Here is a 17,244-nt window from a genome sequence, read left to right on the forward strand (position 1 = left end):
AGAAAATAAATATATACTTTAAAATAAAATTATGATTAAATTAAAATTATGATTAAATTAAAAGAACAAACAGTAACGGGAAAGATTTAAACAAGATAAATCATATTGCTTCTATGGAACAAGACCATTTTAGCAAAATATGTTAAATATAAATGAAAGGTAAAAACAATTATGAAAAAATATTTTGATAACAAAAGCATAATCCTATGTTTTTTGTTGACCCTGATCGTAGGTCTTGCTACTCCTTTTAATACGTGGTCTTATTCGCAAATCTTTGCCATGGTTGAAGCTGGTGATAAAAGACGAGTAGTTCTGGAAGTCTGTTTGATTGTTCTGATTATTTTCTTATTAACTGTTGCCCGCTACTTTTACGAGAGGACACTAAATCGGAACATCTACCTCTTCAATAAAAACGTGCGCAGTGATCTGCTATCTTCCGATTTTGTTAAACAACAAGGACCAGTTTCTGATAAGTTGTCATTTGTCACTAACGATTTAGAGTTGGTAGAAAATAATTACGTCAAAGAAGTATTTAATTTAATCACTTGTATTGTTAACCTGCTGCTATGTTTGGCTATGGCTATCAATGCGAACTTTATCCTGACTCTTGTTTTTATGCTTTTCTCAATTATTTCAGCAATTGCTCCAAAAATTATGGCCAAACGGGTTATGGAGAGTTCTAAAGCCTGGAGTGCTAGTGTTGGCAAATACACAGGATTTATGTCGGATTATCTCAAGCACATTGACCTAATCTTGGATTATAATGCGATGCCTTTCTTTTTACTGAAAGGTAAGAAGGCAATTACTGAAACAGCTGCAGCCAAACAGAAACGGGAAAATACGATTGCCATGAGCAATTTACTGGCTGGTATTCTGGCTTATACCTTATCATTTCTGCCCATTGGGATTGGTATTTTATTTGTTTTAGACAAGCGCTTGCCTCTTTCTTCCTTTATTATGGTTCAGTATTCCAGTTCTTGGATCGTGAATTCTATCTTGGCCATCAACCGGTCAATGACAACGATTAACTCGGCTAAGCCCTTGTTAACAAAGCTGACTGATATCAAGGAATTACCACAATCTACTCTGAGTGACAAGATGACGACAATAAATTTCAAAGACTTGCAACTCGATGATGTGACTTTTGGCTATCAGGATAAGACTATTATTCAAAATGCCAGCTTGACGGTTAATCGTGGTGATAAAATTCTGCTGACTGGCCGCAGCGGACAGGGTAAAAGCACATTGCTCAGATTAATGGCAAATATTATCCAACCGAACAAGGGAACAGTGGAATTAGTTGAACCAAATGGTAAGGTTGTTTCTCCTCAGCCTGATTACTTTGGAGAAGTCAACCAGGATTCGAATATTTTTCATGATACCTTGCGTTTTAACCTGACTTTGGGGCGTGACTTTTCTGACCAAGAGATTGAGCATGCCATTCAAGAAGCGGGTTTAACGCCATTAATGCAAAAGATTGGCCTTGACGCCGTAATTCAAGAAGACGGAACTAACTTGTCAGGTGGGGAAAAGAAACGTATAGAAATTGCTCGTGCCCTTTTATATAATCGTAACTTTTTACTGATTGATGAGGGTACCGCATCCCTTGACCCACAAACTGCTCATGAAATTCATGAAATGATTTTATCTTCCGACTTGACAGTGGTTGAGATTGATCACCATATTCCAGAGGACTTGCAAAGTAAGTTCACCCATGCCTACAAATTAGAAGATAGGCAGCTAATCCCAATTAGTTAAAAGTACAGCAGTGAAATGATACCGGATTTTGATTGCTAATTCTGATAATTTAGTTATGGGAAAAAATAATTAAGTCACTATTTAAAAATAGAAGGTTGTATCAAAACTTTTTTACAAAAATATGTGATATGATAAATAATCCAAATTAAGAAGAAAAAAAGAAAATCATTAAAATGAGTCCCGAGAGTTAGAAAACTTTCGGGACTCATTTCGTAGTTAAGGACAGTCTTTTATTTCTTCATCAACTAACCACACATCAAGTGGCTAATTATTTTTAAAGAGTTGCAAAACTTCTTTTTTTATTAAATTTACTAAACATAGTAAGACACTAAAATGGGGTATTTTACAAGGTTTAGCACCTATTAAAATTAATTAAAACTTGTGTAAACCTAGCGCATGTTGTGCGGCTAAGTTTAAAATATTCCATTGCCGATCAAAACTTGGTGAGAAGAAGAAGTCTTGCTCAGCTAAATCTTCTAATGTTAATTTATGACCAATTGCTAAACTTAAGACATTGCCTTGAGCGGTGATATCATGTTTGGACATAACTGAACCTCCCAGAATCTGATGAGTGTCCTTATTATAAGTTAAGGAAATATATCCTAACGGATTATCATCTGCAGGAATAAAGTCTGGACGCAAATGATCGATGTAGATGCTAGTTGCAGCATTAATGCCGGCAAATTCAGCAGATTTTTGTGGGAGGCCGCTAACTACCGCATGTACATCACCAAATTCTAGTAATTGTCCGCCCACTAAACCTGGGAATGGACGGCTTGGTTTTTCTTCAAACAAATGTTGTACTAAGTAATTTGCTTCGTGGCGAGCAGCGACTGCTGAAGGGATTGGCATCCTTTTATTAGCTGGGATTGACAGTGGCCAAATAGCGTCACCCAAAGCATAAACGTCTTTTTGATTAGTCCTCAAATATTCGTCTGTTTCAATATAACCGCGTTGGTTTAAATTAATAGTATCTTTAAGCCAGTCAGTATTAGCAACAATGCCTGCAGCAACTATGACTAAATCAGCTTTAATGTCACCATGATCAGTTTGGACTAGGTGATCATTGGTAAAACCAGTAACTTTGGTATCAAGCTTTAAATCGACACCCTTGTCTCGCATTTCTTGTTCAAAAACATCGGTAAAGTCTTTTGAAAAATAATTAGCCAAAATATGGTTGCTGGCATCAACCAAGGTCATGTTTTTACCAGCTAAAACACCAGCTTCAACGGCAGCGATTCCGTTACCAGCACCCACCACAACGATATTTTTAATTTCATCATTATGAAGAGCTTCATTGATCTTTTTAGCCCAACTGTAACCCCGCATTAAATAAACGTAGTCTAAATCTGCCCCTGGAACAGGTAATTGAAGTGGATCAACTCCTGGAGACAAGATTAATTTGTCATAATTAACTTCTTCAGTCTGACCAGTTTGGGTATTTTTAATTGTAACTTGCTTATTTGCCGGATTTAACGCAACTGCTTGTGAATTATTGATAATCTTACCGCCTAATTTTTCCAGATCAGCAGGTGAAAAATTGCGTACATTGTCTTGTCCGGTAGTTTTTTCTTCTAAAAAGAGCTTCATTCCGCAAGACATAAATGAAACAAAATCACTTGCTTCATAAATAGTGACATCAAGATCTTTATATCTGTCTAATAATTCGATGGCTGCCTCATGACCTGGATGAGAAGCACCAATGATGACTACTTTTTGATTCATTGAAAAAATCCCCTTTTTATCAGTATCTGAAAGCGTTTGTAGCACTTTCATTGTATCCTATGGTAACACAAGAAAAGTGTCAGTTATACAAAGATGCATCAGTATAGCTAATTTGTATATATATTAAAATTTATAAAGTAATAAAAATTAATACCACCATATAAATTGACTTTACAAATTTCACTAAATATAAAATTTGCTGATAATTTCTGAGTAAAATACAGCCAAGTAAATTATTTAAAAAGAACTTAAGGAGTAGAATTGATACTCAAATAGTAGTACAAATAGAGTATCATTTGAGAAAGAGAAGCGTTTATTTAAGTATGCGAAATCAAAATGAAATTGCGACTTTTGCTATTGCTTTAAAATCTGAAAGAAAAGGCAAAAACAGTTCTTTGTCAAATTTTGTTGATAAAGAGTAAATGAAAAGAATAAAGTATATAATATACTGATTATTTATTTTCTTTGTTTTCTTCCAATCTGATCCTTATCAGAAAATTTTTGAAATTGGTGTAGCCAAAAGATGTGTGCTCAATTTGTTTGTTTAGAGCAAACTCCTTTTTGATATCTACTATTACAAAATATATTGATCTGCTTTTTTATATATAATATAATCATCTTTATTATGTTATACGAGTTGATTTTAATATTGTTAAATTGCTTGTATATAGTTTGGCATTAAAAACTATTTGAGTATATTTTAACAACAAAAATTATTATAAAAGAGGAAAACATGTCTGATTTAATAGTAACAAATAAACTAACAAAAAAGTTTAAAGATCAAGTTGTACTCAATCAAATAAGCTTACATGTCCCAGAAAATCAGGTCTATTGTCTATTAGGACCTAATGGCGCAGGTAAGACTACCTTAATGAAGATTTTAACGGGAATCATACCCGCTACTAGCGGTACTATTACGTTTGCTGGTCACGATTGGTCTAGAGCGGATTTATCTGCTATTGGTTCCCTGATTGAAAATGCACCTCTTTATGGAAATTTAACGGCTGCTGAAAATCTCCAGGTAGTTTGTCGTTTAAGAGGGGTCGAAGAAAACGAAATACAACCAATTCTGGAAAAAGTAGGCATTAGCGATACGGGGAAAAAGTTAACTAAAAATTTTTCTTTGGGAATGAAAGAGAGGCTTGGAATTGGATTAGCTCTAGTTGGTCAACCCAAGTTGTTAATTTTGGATGAACCGACAAATGGACTTGATCCACTGGGCATTCAGCAATTGCGGAATTTGATTTCTAGTTTTAAAAAAGAAGGCATTACTATTATCATTTCTAGTCATATGCTTTCTGAAGTCGAGCGTTTAGCCGATAAAATTGGTATTATCGGTAAAGGCCAGCTTTTGCTTGAAAAAACTATAGATCATACAGAAAATTTGGAACAATTATTTAATGATACTTTAATGAATGCTGGTGTAACGAATGCTTAACTCATTGTCTATTGAAGTGATAAAAACAAAAAGAACACTTGTCAGGCAGTTATTGTGGCTTTATCCTCTTTTAGTAATAATTGTAGTGACAGTGCTTTTTGCTACTACTGGTTATGCTATTCAAAGTGTCATTAATCAGTGGAGTACCATTTGGTTTCCCTTATTTCTTGCTTTGGTTGTTGGGCTAATTGACCGACACGAGAAGAATAGCACGAATTATAAGTTGATTTTGAGCTCACCTTACAATTTATTTGATTATGAATTGGGTAGAATTCTACACGTGGCACTTTTAACATTAGTTTCTTCTTTGTTCTTAGCTCTTTTCGTAAGTTTGCTTTATTTTATTTCTGAAATTAGTGTCTCGTTAATTTCATGTTTTTTGGCAATTTTGGGTATTTGGTTAGTTAATCTTTGGCAAATTCCATTATATATTTGGCTTAGTCGCCTTACTAATATGTATGTAACTATTGTATTGGCCTTTGCCGGAATTTTTAGCGGCATAGAAGTAAATAGTTATTTCCTTGGCAAAATTTGGCCATTTACCTGGTCTGAACTTTTCCCAGTACCGCTAATAAAAATGAATATTAACGGATTACCTCTAAGTCATAATGTGGCAGGTTCAAATAACTACTGGATTATAGCAGCAGCTATTCTGCTTTTCATTTTGCTCAGTTATCTCGCTGCCAGATCATTTAAGAAGCAGGTAATTAAAAATGCTTAAAAATATTTTTCGGTCAGAAAACGTTAAACTTAAGCGGAGTTTTTTATTATATTTACATTTGTTAACTTTAATTGTTTATCCATTATTAATGGGATTTTATTATGGTACAAGAAAAAACATTGTAAACTCATCGGTTATGATAATAACGTTTTACGAATTGCTGGCGCTTATTTCTCCGCTAGTTATTAGCATTGTTATCGGTCTAGTTTTTGATCGCGAAGAAAAAGCTGGTCATTGTAAAAATTGGTTGGCTAATCCTGGCAAAAAAGGCGTAACTATTGGGCTGCAGCTATTTTATTATTGGTTATTATATTTCTTTGAAATTATCGGAATGAGTTTAATTTATTTCTTTATTTTAAGATTTGCTTTTCAGATAAATAATATATCCTTTATTAAAATTTTACTAACCAGTTTTATTTTTGCACTTTTCGGTCTTATTCAATACGAACTAGCACAATGGATAGTATTAAAGTTTAATGTTGGTGGTGCCATGATTCTGGGCTTTTTTGGTGTTGTAATCTCAGGCTTAAGCATTACCAGTCTTTTTGATTTTATCTGGCCCGTGATTCCTTGGGCATGGCAAATAAGATTAATCGCTTTTTGGGAAGCTACGATTAGCAGTCAAGTACAGACCCTAACGGCTTGGGAAATGATTATTCCGTTAATTTTAACTATGGTTATAACTTTGTTAATTATAAAAGTGTTCGACAACTGGCAAAATTAGAAATGTCAATTAAATAAATAATTGCTCATTGTCGTTGATGTAAATAAAAAGAATCAAGCAGTTTATTAGCTGCTTGATTCTTTTCGTTTAATCTCTATCAACAGGATTTGACAAAGAGCCGTAAAAATCAGCTATTAGGTGCATTATTTTGTATTATGCTATTTAACAATTAGTTCAAAAATTGTAAAAAGATCCCGAAAGTTACTTAACTTCCAGGACTTATTTTTTCTAGTTATAAATTTAATTCTGTTTTTAAGGCTTTAGTTAGTACAGCAGAAAAATTTAAATTTTTCTCTTTGCCCATTTTTACCAGATATTCTGGTACAGTTACTGTTTTGCGGATTGTCTTGGAATTATTGCGTCTATAATCATCCATATCAATGGCAACAATAGTTTTAATATCATTGTCAGCAACATGGATACTTTCTAACTTAGATGGTTTAGGATAATTAGTCGTGTCCTCCAACATTAATCCAATCATGTCAGAAGCCATTTCCAAAGCATTAGTTAAATCTTCGCCCTGAGTAAAACCACCTGTAATATCTGGAACTTCGACAGTATAGCCAGTGTCTTCAGGGTGAAGTATAACAGGGTATACTAAAAGTTTAGACATATTAATTCCTCCTAACATGTAAAAATTAGCTGAAAAATTCATTTTAATCCAGCTTCTTTTAGAATTCTCTGTTCTAGTCCTTTTTTCATTTCTTTCGGATGAATGGGAACAGGAATAGTAACATTTGTAATGGGGTTATACATTTTTAGATGGGATCCGTTTTGAGACTTTTTTATAAAGCCTTGCTTTTTTAAAATCTTGATAATTTCTCTCGGCGTCTTCGTCATAAAGTAAACCTTCCATGTTTCTTATTATACGTATAAATACATATAAATTCAACGAAGAAAGTTTAAAATTAAGTATCTCCATATATATTAAGATATTTGTCTAATTAAGCCCACCATTTTTTACCTTCATTAATTACTGAGAAAGGTTCAGAATGAATTATAGCCAGTATGTTTGCGCTACCATTTGTTTTGCATTTTTATGAAATAAGAGCGATGCAGTAACAACAGTGCCTGTCTTAAGAGAAAGGAGTAAAAATTATATGACTAAAAAGCTTTTTCGTTACCTAGCAGTTGCTATATTGGGCATTTCTGCATGTCTGGTGCTAAACCAACAAACTAATACTGTAGAAGCTAAAAGTATTGTTAAGACAGTGATGCACGATGCCCAGGCTTATGATTTGTACGGTGATAAAGTAAAAGGAAAATATGCAGCTTATACTCAGGTTAAGTTAGATGATCAACCAATTCCATTTTCTTTTAAGCCGTTTGCACCCGCATATCAAATTAAAGGTAAAAAGCAATATATCAAGGCAAGTAACATTGACGGTGTTAAACGCAAGGTCAAACGAAACTCTTATGTTTACGCTACAAGCTCTCGGAGGGCTGACTCCCGTTTGCTTAGAAAAGGCAATACAATTACAACTTATGGCAATTCCTTCAAATTTAAAAACGGGCAACGTTATTACCGCATTGGTGGACCAAAAAAGCAATATGTTAAAGCCAGTAACTTAAGTAAGATTATTAGTTCTAATACAGAAGAAACAACTGTGAAAGTAACTGCAAAAGAAGGAGCTGGACTTTATGATTTTATTAAAGACGATACTTATTCCAAGAAAGCCAAAAGGGGTACAAAATTTACGGTAGACTATGCTGAAAATAATGGAGGAGATGAAGATGATCCCCAAATATTTACTTATCATATTAAGGGTACAAAATATTGGTTATTGAGCAGTGAAGTTAAAGCCAAAAAGAAAATGCCTGTACATTACTATGATTCTGAACATTATTCTTACATTAAGTTTTATAAAAATACAGATGTTTACAATGCAGACGGTACTAAGCAAGATCATCACGGACAAAAGATCAGAAAACAAGGTGGGTTTTTAAAGGTAAATAAATTGCTTTATATTTGGGTACCAGCTGAAACGAAAGCTGAATTATTTTACCACTTGAAGGGTCATGAATTTTACGCCTCTGCCTCACGAGATGGAGGAACCTCTGTAATAGATGTTGGTGATGGCTATGTTAAGCAAAAAGATGTTAAATTTATTGCTGGCCTAAAATTACGTCCGAGTAACACTGCAGAAGAAGCCCAGCAAAACGCTAAACAAAAAATAACCAAATAAATCATTTTAAGATATTTGCCTAATTAAGTCTATCATTTTTTACCTTCATTAATTATCAAGAAAGGCACAGAATAAAATTATATGATTCCTTGTTTTGATTGCAGAAATTAGACAATCAAAAATAAAGATAGCAATTTTTTGAAGAAGAGAGGTTAAAGTACATGAATAAGAAACTTACTCATTATTTAGCAGCCGGTTTTTTAGGCTTAACAGCCATTTGGACATTTAATCATCAAGCCCATATTGTTCAAGCAAAGATTCCCAGCACCATAAGAACTGTCATGTATACGTCGCAAGCATACAATGAGGATGGACAAAAGGTTAAAGCTAAGTATCCAGCTTTTCATCAGGTCAAAGTTGAAAAAAGACCATTAATCCTAACTTTCAAACCCTATGCCCCATACTATAAAATTAGCGGGAAAAAGCAATATATCAAAGCTAATAACATCGATGGCGTTAAACGCAAGGTCAAACGTAACTCTTATGTTTATGCTACAAGTTCACGCAGGGCTGACTACCGCCTAATTCGGAAAGGAACCTCCATTACAACTTATGGTGGTACCGTCAAGTTTAAGAATGGTTTGCGCTACTACCGCATTGGTGGTCCTGCAAAACAATATGTGAAAGCCGGAAACTTGGGCAAAATCACTGCTTCAAATACCGAAGAAACTATCGCAACAGTGACAAAAGACGGTGGGACTCCAATTTATGAGATCAATAATGGTCTCAAAACTACTAAAAAGGCTAAAAAAGGTACTACGTTCGTAGTTGACCGAGCTCAAGAAGAAGGATATGCTGACGATATAACCAATATGGCTATTCCAAATGCAGTTATTTATCGCATTAAAGGGACGAATAATTGGCTCAATTGCCTAGACGTTAAAGTTAAAAAAGAGCTTCCGCATCATTTTTATAACTCCGAGCATTATTCTTATATTAGATTTTATCAAGATACAGACGTCTATAATGCCGATGGCACCAAGCAAAATAATAATGGACAAAGAATTAGGAAACAAGGCGGTAATATAAAGGTAGATAAATTGCTTTATATATGGGTACCAGCCGAAAATAAAGCAGAACTGTTTTATCATATGAAGGGTCATTGGTTTTATGCCACTAATAAGCCAGACGGAAGTGGCGGTAGTGAAGTAGATTTTGGCGATAGCTATGTCAAAGCGAGTGATGTTAGATTTATTGACGGCGTAAAACTAAAGCCGATCAACACAGCTGAAGAAGCAAGTCAAGCTGCTAAGCAAAAAATGACCAAATAAATTATTTTAAGAGAACTAAATAATTTAAATGCACCTAATAGTAAAAGCCAGCTATTGGATGCATTTTTTATTAAGATATTTGCCTAATTTAATTCACCATTTTTTACCTTCATTAATCACTAAGAAAAGTACAGAATGAAATTATATAATTTCTTGTTTTGATTGCAGAAATTAGAAAATCAAAAATAGAGATAGCATTTTTTGGAGAAGAGAGGTTAAAGTACATGAATAAGAAACTTACTCATTATTTAGCAGCTGGTTTTTTAGGACTTACTGCAATTTGGGCATTTAATCATCAAGCCCATACTGTTCAGGCAAAGATTCCCAGCACTATAAGAACCGTTATGTATACATCACAAGCATACGATGAGGATGGACAAAAGGTAGACACTAAATATCCAGCTTTTCGCCGGATTGAAGTTGATAAAAAGCCATTAATCTTAGATTTCAAACCCTATGCCCCATACTATAAAATTAGCGGCAAAAAGCAATATATCAAAGCTAATAACCTTGACGGTGTTAAACGTGAAGTTAAGCATAATTCCTATGTTTATGCTACCAGTTCACGCAGGGCTGACTATCGTTTAATTAGAAAAGGAACTTCCATTACAACTTATGGCGGTACCGTTAAGTTTAAGAATGGTCTACGTTATTACCGCATTGGTGGTCCCGCTAAACAATATGTGAGAGCCAGCAACTTGGGCAAAATCATTGCTTCAAACACTGAAGAAACTATCGCAACAGTGACAAGCGACGGTGGTGCACCAATTTATAAGATCGATAATGGGGTCAAAACTGTTAAAAAGGCTAAAAAAGGTACTACGTTCGTAGTCGACCGAGCTGAAGAAGATAACTATGCGGAGGAGATTGGTCATTCGGCTATCCCAAATCCTACTATTTATCGTATTAAAGGGACGAATAATTGGCTCTATTGCCTGGACGTTAAAGTTCAAAAAGAACTTCCGCATCATTATTATGACCTTGAGCATTATTCTTATATTAGATTTTATCAAGATACAGATGTCTATAATGCCGATGGCACCAAGCAAGATAATGATGGACAAAGAATCAGGAAACAGGGAGGTAATATAAAGGTAGATAAATTGCTTTATATTTGGGTGCCAGCCGAAAATAAAGCCGACCTGTTTTACCATATGAAGGGTCATAGGTTTTATGCCACTGATAAGCCAGACGGAAGAGGCGGTGATCAAGTAGATTTTGGTGATAGCTATGTCAAAGCGAGTGATGTTAGATTTATTGCCGGTGTTAGACTAAGTCCTATCAATACAGCTGAAGAAGCACAGCAAAACGCCAAGCAAAAAACTGTCAAATAAATAATTTTGAAAAACCTGAATAAATAATTTAAATGCACCTAATAGTAAGAATAAGCTGTTAGGCGCATTTTTGTATTATAAAAAGGTCCCGAAATTGAGAAAATTTTGGGACCTTTGTCAAATTAAGATTACACTTTTCAGAAATAACTATTTCTAAATGTTCATTAGGGGAATAATACGCATAGCAGGCCAGCTTCCATAGAAAGAAGACCTGAGCCACTTCTCGGGTTATCTATAAGTTCCACTAAAGCCGTAAAAAGCAAAACCAAACCTACGCAAGTCGAAAATATCTGCCTGTTCCTAAACTTTTGCAAGAATTGAATGAGTAGCTGATAGCTTGACCATGCTGTTATTAAACCAAAGCTATCGGTCTATTTATCTGTATCAGCAGGACCAAGTTTAACGCCATTTTTGTATATTCTTTTTTCGTTTATTTTCATTTTATTAACAATGTCTTCACCCAAATCACTGCCAAGCATTTCTGCAATGCCCAGTAAGAATATCCCCACATCGGCTAATTCTTCATTAATATTTTTCTTATTATTCTTGCGCCAGGCTTCAAATAACTCATTAGCTTCTCCATGTAATCGTAATAATTCAAACTCAATATCTGTGGTATTGAAACCGTGTTTTTTCTTATTTTCCATGACTGCTTTTTGCAATTTCTTAGTGTCTATGATCAATTTGGACTCCTAAATAATGATTTTATTCTATTTTATATTTAATTTGTAAATAGGTGCAAAGAATATCAAATTAGGTTGACTAATTTTACTGTGTGAGTTTTGACGCTAGACTATATAGCTTAATCCTTAGATATTGAAATTTTGCCAGTTTTACTGGTAACTTTAAGCAATGGGTTTGCTTGAGAAGGGGTAGAAAAATGATGAGAATAGTATTTTTTACCAACTTTTATTTTTTGTGTAGAATCAGTTGTAAGGTCACAATTGATTTTTGGCAAATCAAACATATCGAACATGCTAAAATTACCGGTATTTAGATCGATTGTGCTTTGGCCAATAGCTTTACTGTTGCCAAAATTAAAATTGCCATGATTGATAAAAGTATTAGTTTTTAGCTTACTACTATAAATATAAATGTTTCCTTTATTTACATTGAAATTACTGCTTTTTAATTTAGAATCAAAGACATCTATGCATTCATTATCCTCGTCATGATTTTGTTTGGCGTCATAGTTTTTAACTGTAAAGGTCACATTATTTGCTTTAACGTCTGAAATAAAAAGGGATCCTGCAGTTGAGCTTAAATTAATACTGGGAATATTCAATTTATCTACTATGACACCATATTCATAATTGAAACCAGTTATTTTTTTTACGCTATTTTTGTGGGGAACGGTAATATTTATTTGATAGTCACCATCGTTGAATTTATATTCGGGTTCATCATAAAGAGTAAGCTGATTGTTGTCCACTTTTGTATTAATTTTATTAACATCGGCTCCTTTTTCTCCTATAACAGTGATTTTAAATTTTTTACCTAAGTCAATGACCACATCTGGTCTGTAACAAGCAAGTTTGATTTGGCTAAATTTGGGAACAGTATAAGTTTTCTTGACTTTGCCTTTCTTTGTTTTTGTGACAACTGCTTTGTAGCTATTTGTTTTTGTAGTTTGACTGGCTTTTGCATCAACGATTCCAGTTTTCGAAAAATTGTTGTTTACTATGCCAACTGCAAAAAGAAGAGCTGCTAAAGTAGCGATACTGCCACATATTTGATAAAACTTTTTCATTTCTAATTTACCTTCATTTTAATTAATCTATTTTAATATTTCCTCTGCTGTTTACTTTAAGAAGTGGTTGATTAGGAACAGTCTTAGAAAATTGATGAGTGTAATGTCTGCTTTGAAATTTGATTTTACCTTTTGGTTTAGTTGTCAAATCATAACTGATTTTCGGAGCACCCGTCATAACAAAGTCACCTATAGCCAAATTAATTGAACTATTTCCTAAAAGGCTGGAATTTTGAATTTTGACACTACTGTATTTGAAGTCAGGTGCTAAAGCTAAATTGGCCTTTGTTTTGAACTTACTATTTTTAATTGTTAAATCTCCAACGCTTAATTTAACTGTACTGTTTTTAATTGTTGAATTTAAGACTTTCAAGTCACCATTTGTTTGCTTGACACTAACATTTTCAGAGTTGACGTGATTAAGGATAACATCGCCATAGCCTGTTTTGACATCAACACTTGGAATATTCAAACCGTTGAAGTAGATATCACTGATATCACAATTCCCAGTAACCTTATTTATAGAGTTCTTATTAGGAACCGTTATGGTAACTGTATATCCGCCATAATTATGATGACCGGTAGGTTTGTCATAGATAGTTAGTTTTCTGTTTTTAACGCTGACCCTGGTAAGAGCGATATGTGCTCTGTGAGTTCCGCTGGCTTGTACACTAAAAGCATTCCCTACAGCGAATTTGATATCAGGCCTATTGGTGTTAAGTTTGACTTGATCAAAATCTTTAACACTAAAACTTTTGTTGACTTTATTTTGAGATGCAGACTTTTTGGCAAAAACGACTTTGTCATCTTGATACTGAGGATTTTGTAGGAAATTATTTGCCTTAGCGCCAATGAGCACCAATAATCCGATGATTCCTAAAAAGCTGCCTAATTTATATAATCTTTTCATAGTTAATTTCTTCATTTCTAATTAAAACAAATTGAATCTATCTATAAAATTCTATATTTGCATTTTTACTAATTACCTTAACAGTTGGTTTGTTCGGTACGATAATAGATAGGCGTTTATGATAATCTTTATTGTCAGTTTCAATTTTATGCTTAGGATCAACGCACAGGTCATAACTTATTTTAGGAGCATCTGTCATCAAAAATAATCCTTTATTAAGAGTGAAGGAACTATCACCCATGAAAGTGCTGCCAACAACTGTCATGCCACCCTTGCTAATGTGCACTTTAGCTTTGATTTTACTGTCATCAATAGTCATATTACCTTTACCGATGTTAATAGAGCAATTCTTTAAATTCGAATCCATTATGTCTGAAACTTCATGTTTTATTTTTAACTTAACATTTTGAGAAGAGACATGATCAAAGGCAAAATAAGCAATGTTTGATTTGAGATTTATTACTGGTATATTTAGCTTCTCTAAATATATGGAGCCTCCTCGTAAATATCCCGATACCTTTTTCAAAGCATTCTTACTTGGTACAGTAACAGTTACTTCATAATAGCCATCATTGAAGTGTTTTTCCGGTTCATCATAAATAGTCAGTTGCTTATTTTTCACTTTGGTTTTGATTTTTTGTGCATTTCCTCCACGTTTTGCTTTAATTTCGACTTGGTATTTGTTACCCAAAGTAACATCAGTATTAGGTCTGTAAGAAGAAAATTTGATTTTATTAAATTTTTTAACTGTGTAAACTCTTTTGGTAATTTTATTGGTTTGAGCTTCTGTAATTTGATTCTTTGGCAAAGCACTATTTATTTTCAAACCTGCGAAAATAAGAAGACCAACAATTCCACAAAAAATGCCAATTTTAAAAATCTTTTTCATTTTTATTTCCTTAGTATACTTATATTAAATTTAAACAAGTAAAGCTTATTTAAAAAATTCTATATTTGCATTTTTGCTGGTTACTTTAACGGTTGGCTTGTTTGGTACGGATATAAGAAGCCGATTACGATGATCTTTAGTATCAGTTACAATTTTATGCTTAGGATTAACTCGCAAATCATAATTGATTTTTGGCGAACCAGTCATTGAAAATACTCCCTTATTAAGAGTAAACGAGCTATCACCCGAAAAAGTACAATCATTAATAAGCATGCCGCCTTTGGTAATGAATACTTTAGTTTTGATCTTGCTATCGTTAAAAGCTATATTGCCTTTGCCAATGTTAATGGAAGAATTTTGTAAATTTGAATCCATTATGTCTAAAACTTGATGTTTAATCTTTAACTTAACGTTTTGAGAAGAAATATGATCCAGAGCTAAATAAGCAATGTTTGACTTAAGATTTATTACTGGGACATTTAACTTCTCTAAATATACGGAACCTCCTCGTAAATATCCTGATACCTTTTTCAAAGCGTTCTTACTCGGTACAGTAACAGTGACTTCATAATAGCCATCATTAAAGTGCTTTTCTGGCTTATCATAAATAGTTAGTTGCTTATTTTTCACTTTGGTTTTAATTTTTTGTGCATTTCCACCACGTTTAGCTTTAATTTTGACCTGGTATTTGTCACCTAAAGTAACAATAGTATTGGGTCTGTATGAAGAAAATTTAATTTTATTAAATTTTTTAACTGTGTAAACTCTTTTGGTAGTTTGATTAGTTTTGGCTTCTGCTACTTGAGGCTTTTGTAAAGCACTATCTATTTTCAAACCTGCGAATGTAAGAAGACCAACAATTCCACAAAAAATGCCAAATTTAAAAATCTTTTTCATTATAATTACCCCCTCATTTTAATTTAAACGAGCTGACTTTCAATAGTTAGTTAAATCAATTACGATATTATGAAAGCAGATTTTGTTTTTTAATAATAAAAATTTTGCTGTTTATTATTAACATTATTATACTATCTTCAGCTATATTATACAATATATGATATTAGATTTTTTAGGTGATAGGCAATAGTAAACAAAAAATGGTATGTTTCATTTTGATGACGATTAGCTACTGTACCATTAATTTTTTAAGATAAAAAATAAACCTTTGAAATTTCAAAGGTTTATTTTTAGATGGCTTTTGTTAGTAACATTAGAAGTGGGCATTAATGTTTTTATTTAAAAAAATTCTTTGATTTCCTGTTTTAAATGCCTTGCTAAATTATCAGCACCAATTTTTTCTAATAAATTAATCTGTTCTAGTGCTTCTAATTTGTGTTTTTGACAAATTGCAATTCGAGCATTAACTACAAGCAATTTATCATACTGTCTTAGACTCTTTAATAAAGGTTTTAAACTATTTAAAGTAGCGACAGCTAACTTAAATTTGTGATGCGTCATTTGTATTATTGCCTGATTAATTAGCGTATTAGTTTTCAGAGTTCTCATAAATGGGTAATGATTGTCTATATTTGCAATAATCTTGGAAATAATTTCGTTTGCTGTTCGATAGTCAAAAGCAAATAAGATGGAATTAAGGATTGTAATATCTGTAACTGTGAAAACTTGGAGATCACTAAGAGAGTCGAACCAGATTGGTTGGACAAGTTCTTGTGCATGAGTATATCCCTTTGGTTTATCAACTAATAATAGAGATTTAAGGATAATGGCAATACGTTTAATATCATTATCGTTTTTGACCCAAAGGCAATCCTCTAGCAAATTTTTTATTTCGTTTTGATCAATGCTGCCGTCAAGGTTTAAAAACCGATGCAATAGCTGATTTTTGGTACTGATATGATAACCATTACTAATATATTCAAACTCATTAGGGTTTAGACCCAATCGCTCTATTAATTTAAGTTCATTTTCGTAAGTCGTTGATAATTCAGCATTCTCAATTTTAGAAATTGTGCTGCGGTCAAACAAATCCTGTGCTAATTCTTGCTGGGTCATTTTACGTGTAGTTCTAAGTTTATGAATTGTTTTGCCAAAATTACTCATGGTTGCACTCTTTTTAAGTTTATTACTCTTAAAACAATGTGCTGATTTTGCACATTATTAATAATGATTTAATGTTATTCTTAGTTTGGAAATAAATCAATAATTATATTTGGTTTATTTCGCTGATTAAAAAGTCGTTATCTTACATAAACGACGTAAGAATATGTCTTTTATACATTTGTTTGGAAAGGAGGATAATACATGACTGAAATTATAGCATATACAGCTTTGATCATTGCATGTTGGTGTTTGGGTAAAATCTATAAAGATAATCCAATAATCAAAATTCTTAGAACAAATAGGGGAATGGTGTTGATATTAGCCTCCGTTGCCTTATTAGCCTACGAATTAGTAGTACATAATTTTCAATTTGGTCAAATTTTACCGTCTTTTTATTCTGTAATAGTTTTGCTTATTTTGTTAGGCTTCTTTTATATGTTTAAAGATCGTCGGGCAACAAAGTAAACGATAAAGTAT

General features: G+C 33.1%; 17 protein-coding genes. 8 read left to right on the top strand and 9 right to left on the bottom strand.

Annotated features, from left to right (window positions below; genetic code table 11):
- Window positions 1–171 precede the first annotated feature (171 nt).
- Window positions 172–1,758: an ABC transporter ATP-binding protein gene (locus H3U49_RS03425; RefSeq protein WP_198179694.1), complete on the top strand. Its 1,587-nt coding sequence runs from the start codon at window positions 172–174 to the stop codon at window positions 1,756–1,758.
- 372 nt (window positions 1,759–2,130) lie between these two features.
- On the opposite strand, the gene H3U49_RS03430 is transcribed toward H3U49_RS03425, so the two are convergent.
- Window positions 2,131–3,483, bottom strand: a complete 1,353-nt coding sequence (locus H3U49_RS03430) for an FAD-dependent oxidoreductase (RefSeq protein ID WP_198179696.1) — start codon at window positions 3,481–3,483, stop codon at window positions 2,131–2,133.
- A 733-nt stretch (window positions 3,484–4,216) separates the two neighbouring features.
- On the opposite strand from H3U49_RS03430, the gene H3U49_RS03435 reads away from it, so the two are divergent.
- The 3 genes from H3U49_RS03435 to H3U49_RS03445 are packed head-to-tail and all read left to right on the top strand — an operon-like array spanning window position 4,217 to window position 6,366.
- Entirely contained in the window at window positions 4,217–4,921 is a 705-nt protein-coding gene (locus H3U49_RS03435) for a lantibiotic protection ABC transporter ATP-binding subunit (protein WP_198179699.1), read from the top strand.
- On the top strand, window positions 4,914–5,642 hold the full coding sequence (locus H3U49_RS03440; RefSeq protein ID WP_198179701.1) for a hypothetical protein: 729 nt from the start codon (window positions 4,914–4,916) through the stop codon (window positions 5,640–5,642). The genes H3U49_RS03435 and H3U49_RS03440 overlap by 8 nt, the downstream gene beginning before the upstream one ends.
- Window positions 5,635–6,366 carry a lantibiotic ABC transporter permease gene (locus H3U49_RS03445; protein ID WP_198179703.1) on the top strand — a complete coding sequence of 244 codons (732 nt, stop codon included), beginning with the start codon at window positions 5,635–5,637 and terminating at the stop codon, window positions 6,364–6,366. Before H3U49_RS03440 ends, H3U49_RS03445 begins: the two co-directional genes overlap by 8 nt.
- A gap of 232 nt (window positions 6,367–6,598) precedes the next feature.
- On the opposite strand, the gene H3U49_RS03450 is transcribed toward H3U49_RS03445, so the two are convergent.
- Entirely contained in the window at window positions 6,599–6,979 is a 381-nt protein-coding gene (locus H3U49_RS03450; RefSeq protein ID WP_122052988.1) for a type II toxin-antitoxin system HicB family antitoxin, read from the bottom strand.
- Window positions 6,980–7,017: 38 nt separating this feature from the next.
- The gene (locus tag H3U49_RS03455; RefSeq protein ID WP_198179705.1) at window positions 7,018–7,206 is read right to left on the bottom strand and encodes a type II toxin-antitoxin system HicA family toxin; all 189 of its coding nucleotides are present in this window, start codon (window positions 7,204–7,206) and stop codon (window positions 7,018–7,020) included.
- Between the two features lie 260 nt (window positions 7,207–7,466).
- Here H3U49_RS03455 and H3U49_RS03460 point away from each other — a divergent pair, with 260 nt between their 5' ends.
- The 3 genes from H3U49_RS03460 to H3U49_RS03470 all read left to right on the top strand — a co-directional run bounded on the left by H3U49_RS03460 (window position 7,467) and on the right by H3U49_RS03470 (window position 11,157).
- The gene (locus H3U49_RS03460) at window positions 7,467–8,552 is read left to right on the top strand and encodes an SLAP domain-containing protein (RefSeq protein ID WP_198179707.1); all 1,086 of its coding nucleotides are present in this window, start codon (window positions 7,467–7,469) and stop codon (window positions 8,550–8,552) included.
- Window positions 8,553–8,713: 161 nt separating this feature from the next.
- The gene (locus H3U49_RS03465; protein ID WP_198179709.1) at window positions 8,714–9,823 is read left to right on the top strand and encodes an SLAP domain-containing protein; all 1,110 of its coding nucleotides are present in this window, start codon (window positions 8,714–8,716) and stop codon (window positions 9,821–9,823) included.
- Window positions 9,824–10,047: 224 nt separating this feature from the next.
- Window positions 10,048–11,157: an SLAP domain-containing protein gene (locus H3U49_RS03470; protein ID WP_198179710.1), complete on the top strand. Its 1,110-nt coding sequence runs from the start codon at window positions 10,048–10,050 to the stop codon at window positions 11,155–11,157.
- 371 nt (window positions 11,158–11,528) lie between these two features.
- Here H3U49_RS03470 and H3U49_RS03475 read toward each other — a convergent pair whose 3' ends face one another.
- From H3U49_RS03475 to H3U49_RS03500, 6 genes are all read right to left on the bottom strand, one after another.
- Complete coding sequence (locus H3U49_RS03475) at window positions 11,529–11,840, bottom strand: MazG-like family protein (protein WP_198179711.1); 312 nt, start codon at window positions 11,838–11,840, stop codon at window positions 11,529–11,531.
- A 119-nt stretch (window positions 11,841–11,959) separates the two neighbouring features.
- Complete coding sequence (locus tag H3U49_RS03480; protein WP_198179712.1) at window positions 11,960–12,907, bottom strand: GIN domain-containing protein; 948 nt, start codon at window positions 12,905–12,907, stop codon at window positions 11,960–11,962.
- 22 nt (window positions 12,908–12,929) lie between these two features.
- A complete protein-coding gene (locus H3U49_RS03485) occupies window positions 12,930–13,817 on the bottom strand; it encodes a DUF4097 family beta strand repeat-containing protein (protein WP_198179713.1) in 888 nt (295 codons plus the stop codon).
- A 37-nt stretch (window positions 13,818–13,854) separates the two neighbouring features.
- Window positions 13,855–14,706: a DUF4097 family beta strand repeat-containing protein gene (locus H3U49_RS03490; protein ID WP_198179714.1), complete on the bottom strand. Its 852-nt coding sequence runs from the start codon at window positions 14,704–14,706 to the stop codon at window positions 13,855–13,857.
- A gap of 45 nt (window positions 14,707–14,751) precedes the next feature.
- Window positions 14,752–15,603 carry a DUF4097 family beta strand repeat-containing protein gene (locus H3U49_RS03495; RefSeq protein ID WP_198179715.1) on the bottom strand — a complete coding sequence of 284 codons (852 nt, stop codon included), beginning with the start codon at window positions 15,601–15,603 and terminating at the stop codon, window positions 14,752–14,754.
- A 339-nt stretch (window positions 15,604–15,942) separates the two neighbouring features.
- The gene (locus tag H3U49_RS03500; protein ID WP_198179716.1) at window positions 15,943–16,767 is read right to left on the bottom strand and encodes a helix-turn-helix domain-containing protein; all 825 of its coding nucleotides are present in this window, start codon (window positions 16,765–16,767) and stop codon (window positions 15,943–15,945) included.
- Between the two features lie 201 nt (window positions 16,768–16,968).
- Here H3U49_RS03500 and H3U49_RS03505 point away from each other — a divergent pair, with 201 nt between their 5' ends.
- A complete protein-coding gene (locus H3U49_RS03505) occupies window positions 16,969–17,232 on the top strand; it encodes a hypothetical protein (RefSeq protein WP_198179718.1) in 264 nt (87 codons plus the stop codon).
- Window positions 17,233–17,244 lie beyond the last annotated feature (12 nt).

Source organism: Lactobacillus sp. W8174, from assembly GCF_016100975.1.
Classification (GTDB): Bacteria; Bacillota; Bacilli; order Lactobacillales; family Lactobacillaceae; genus Lactobacillus; species Lactobacillus juensis.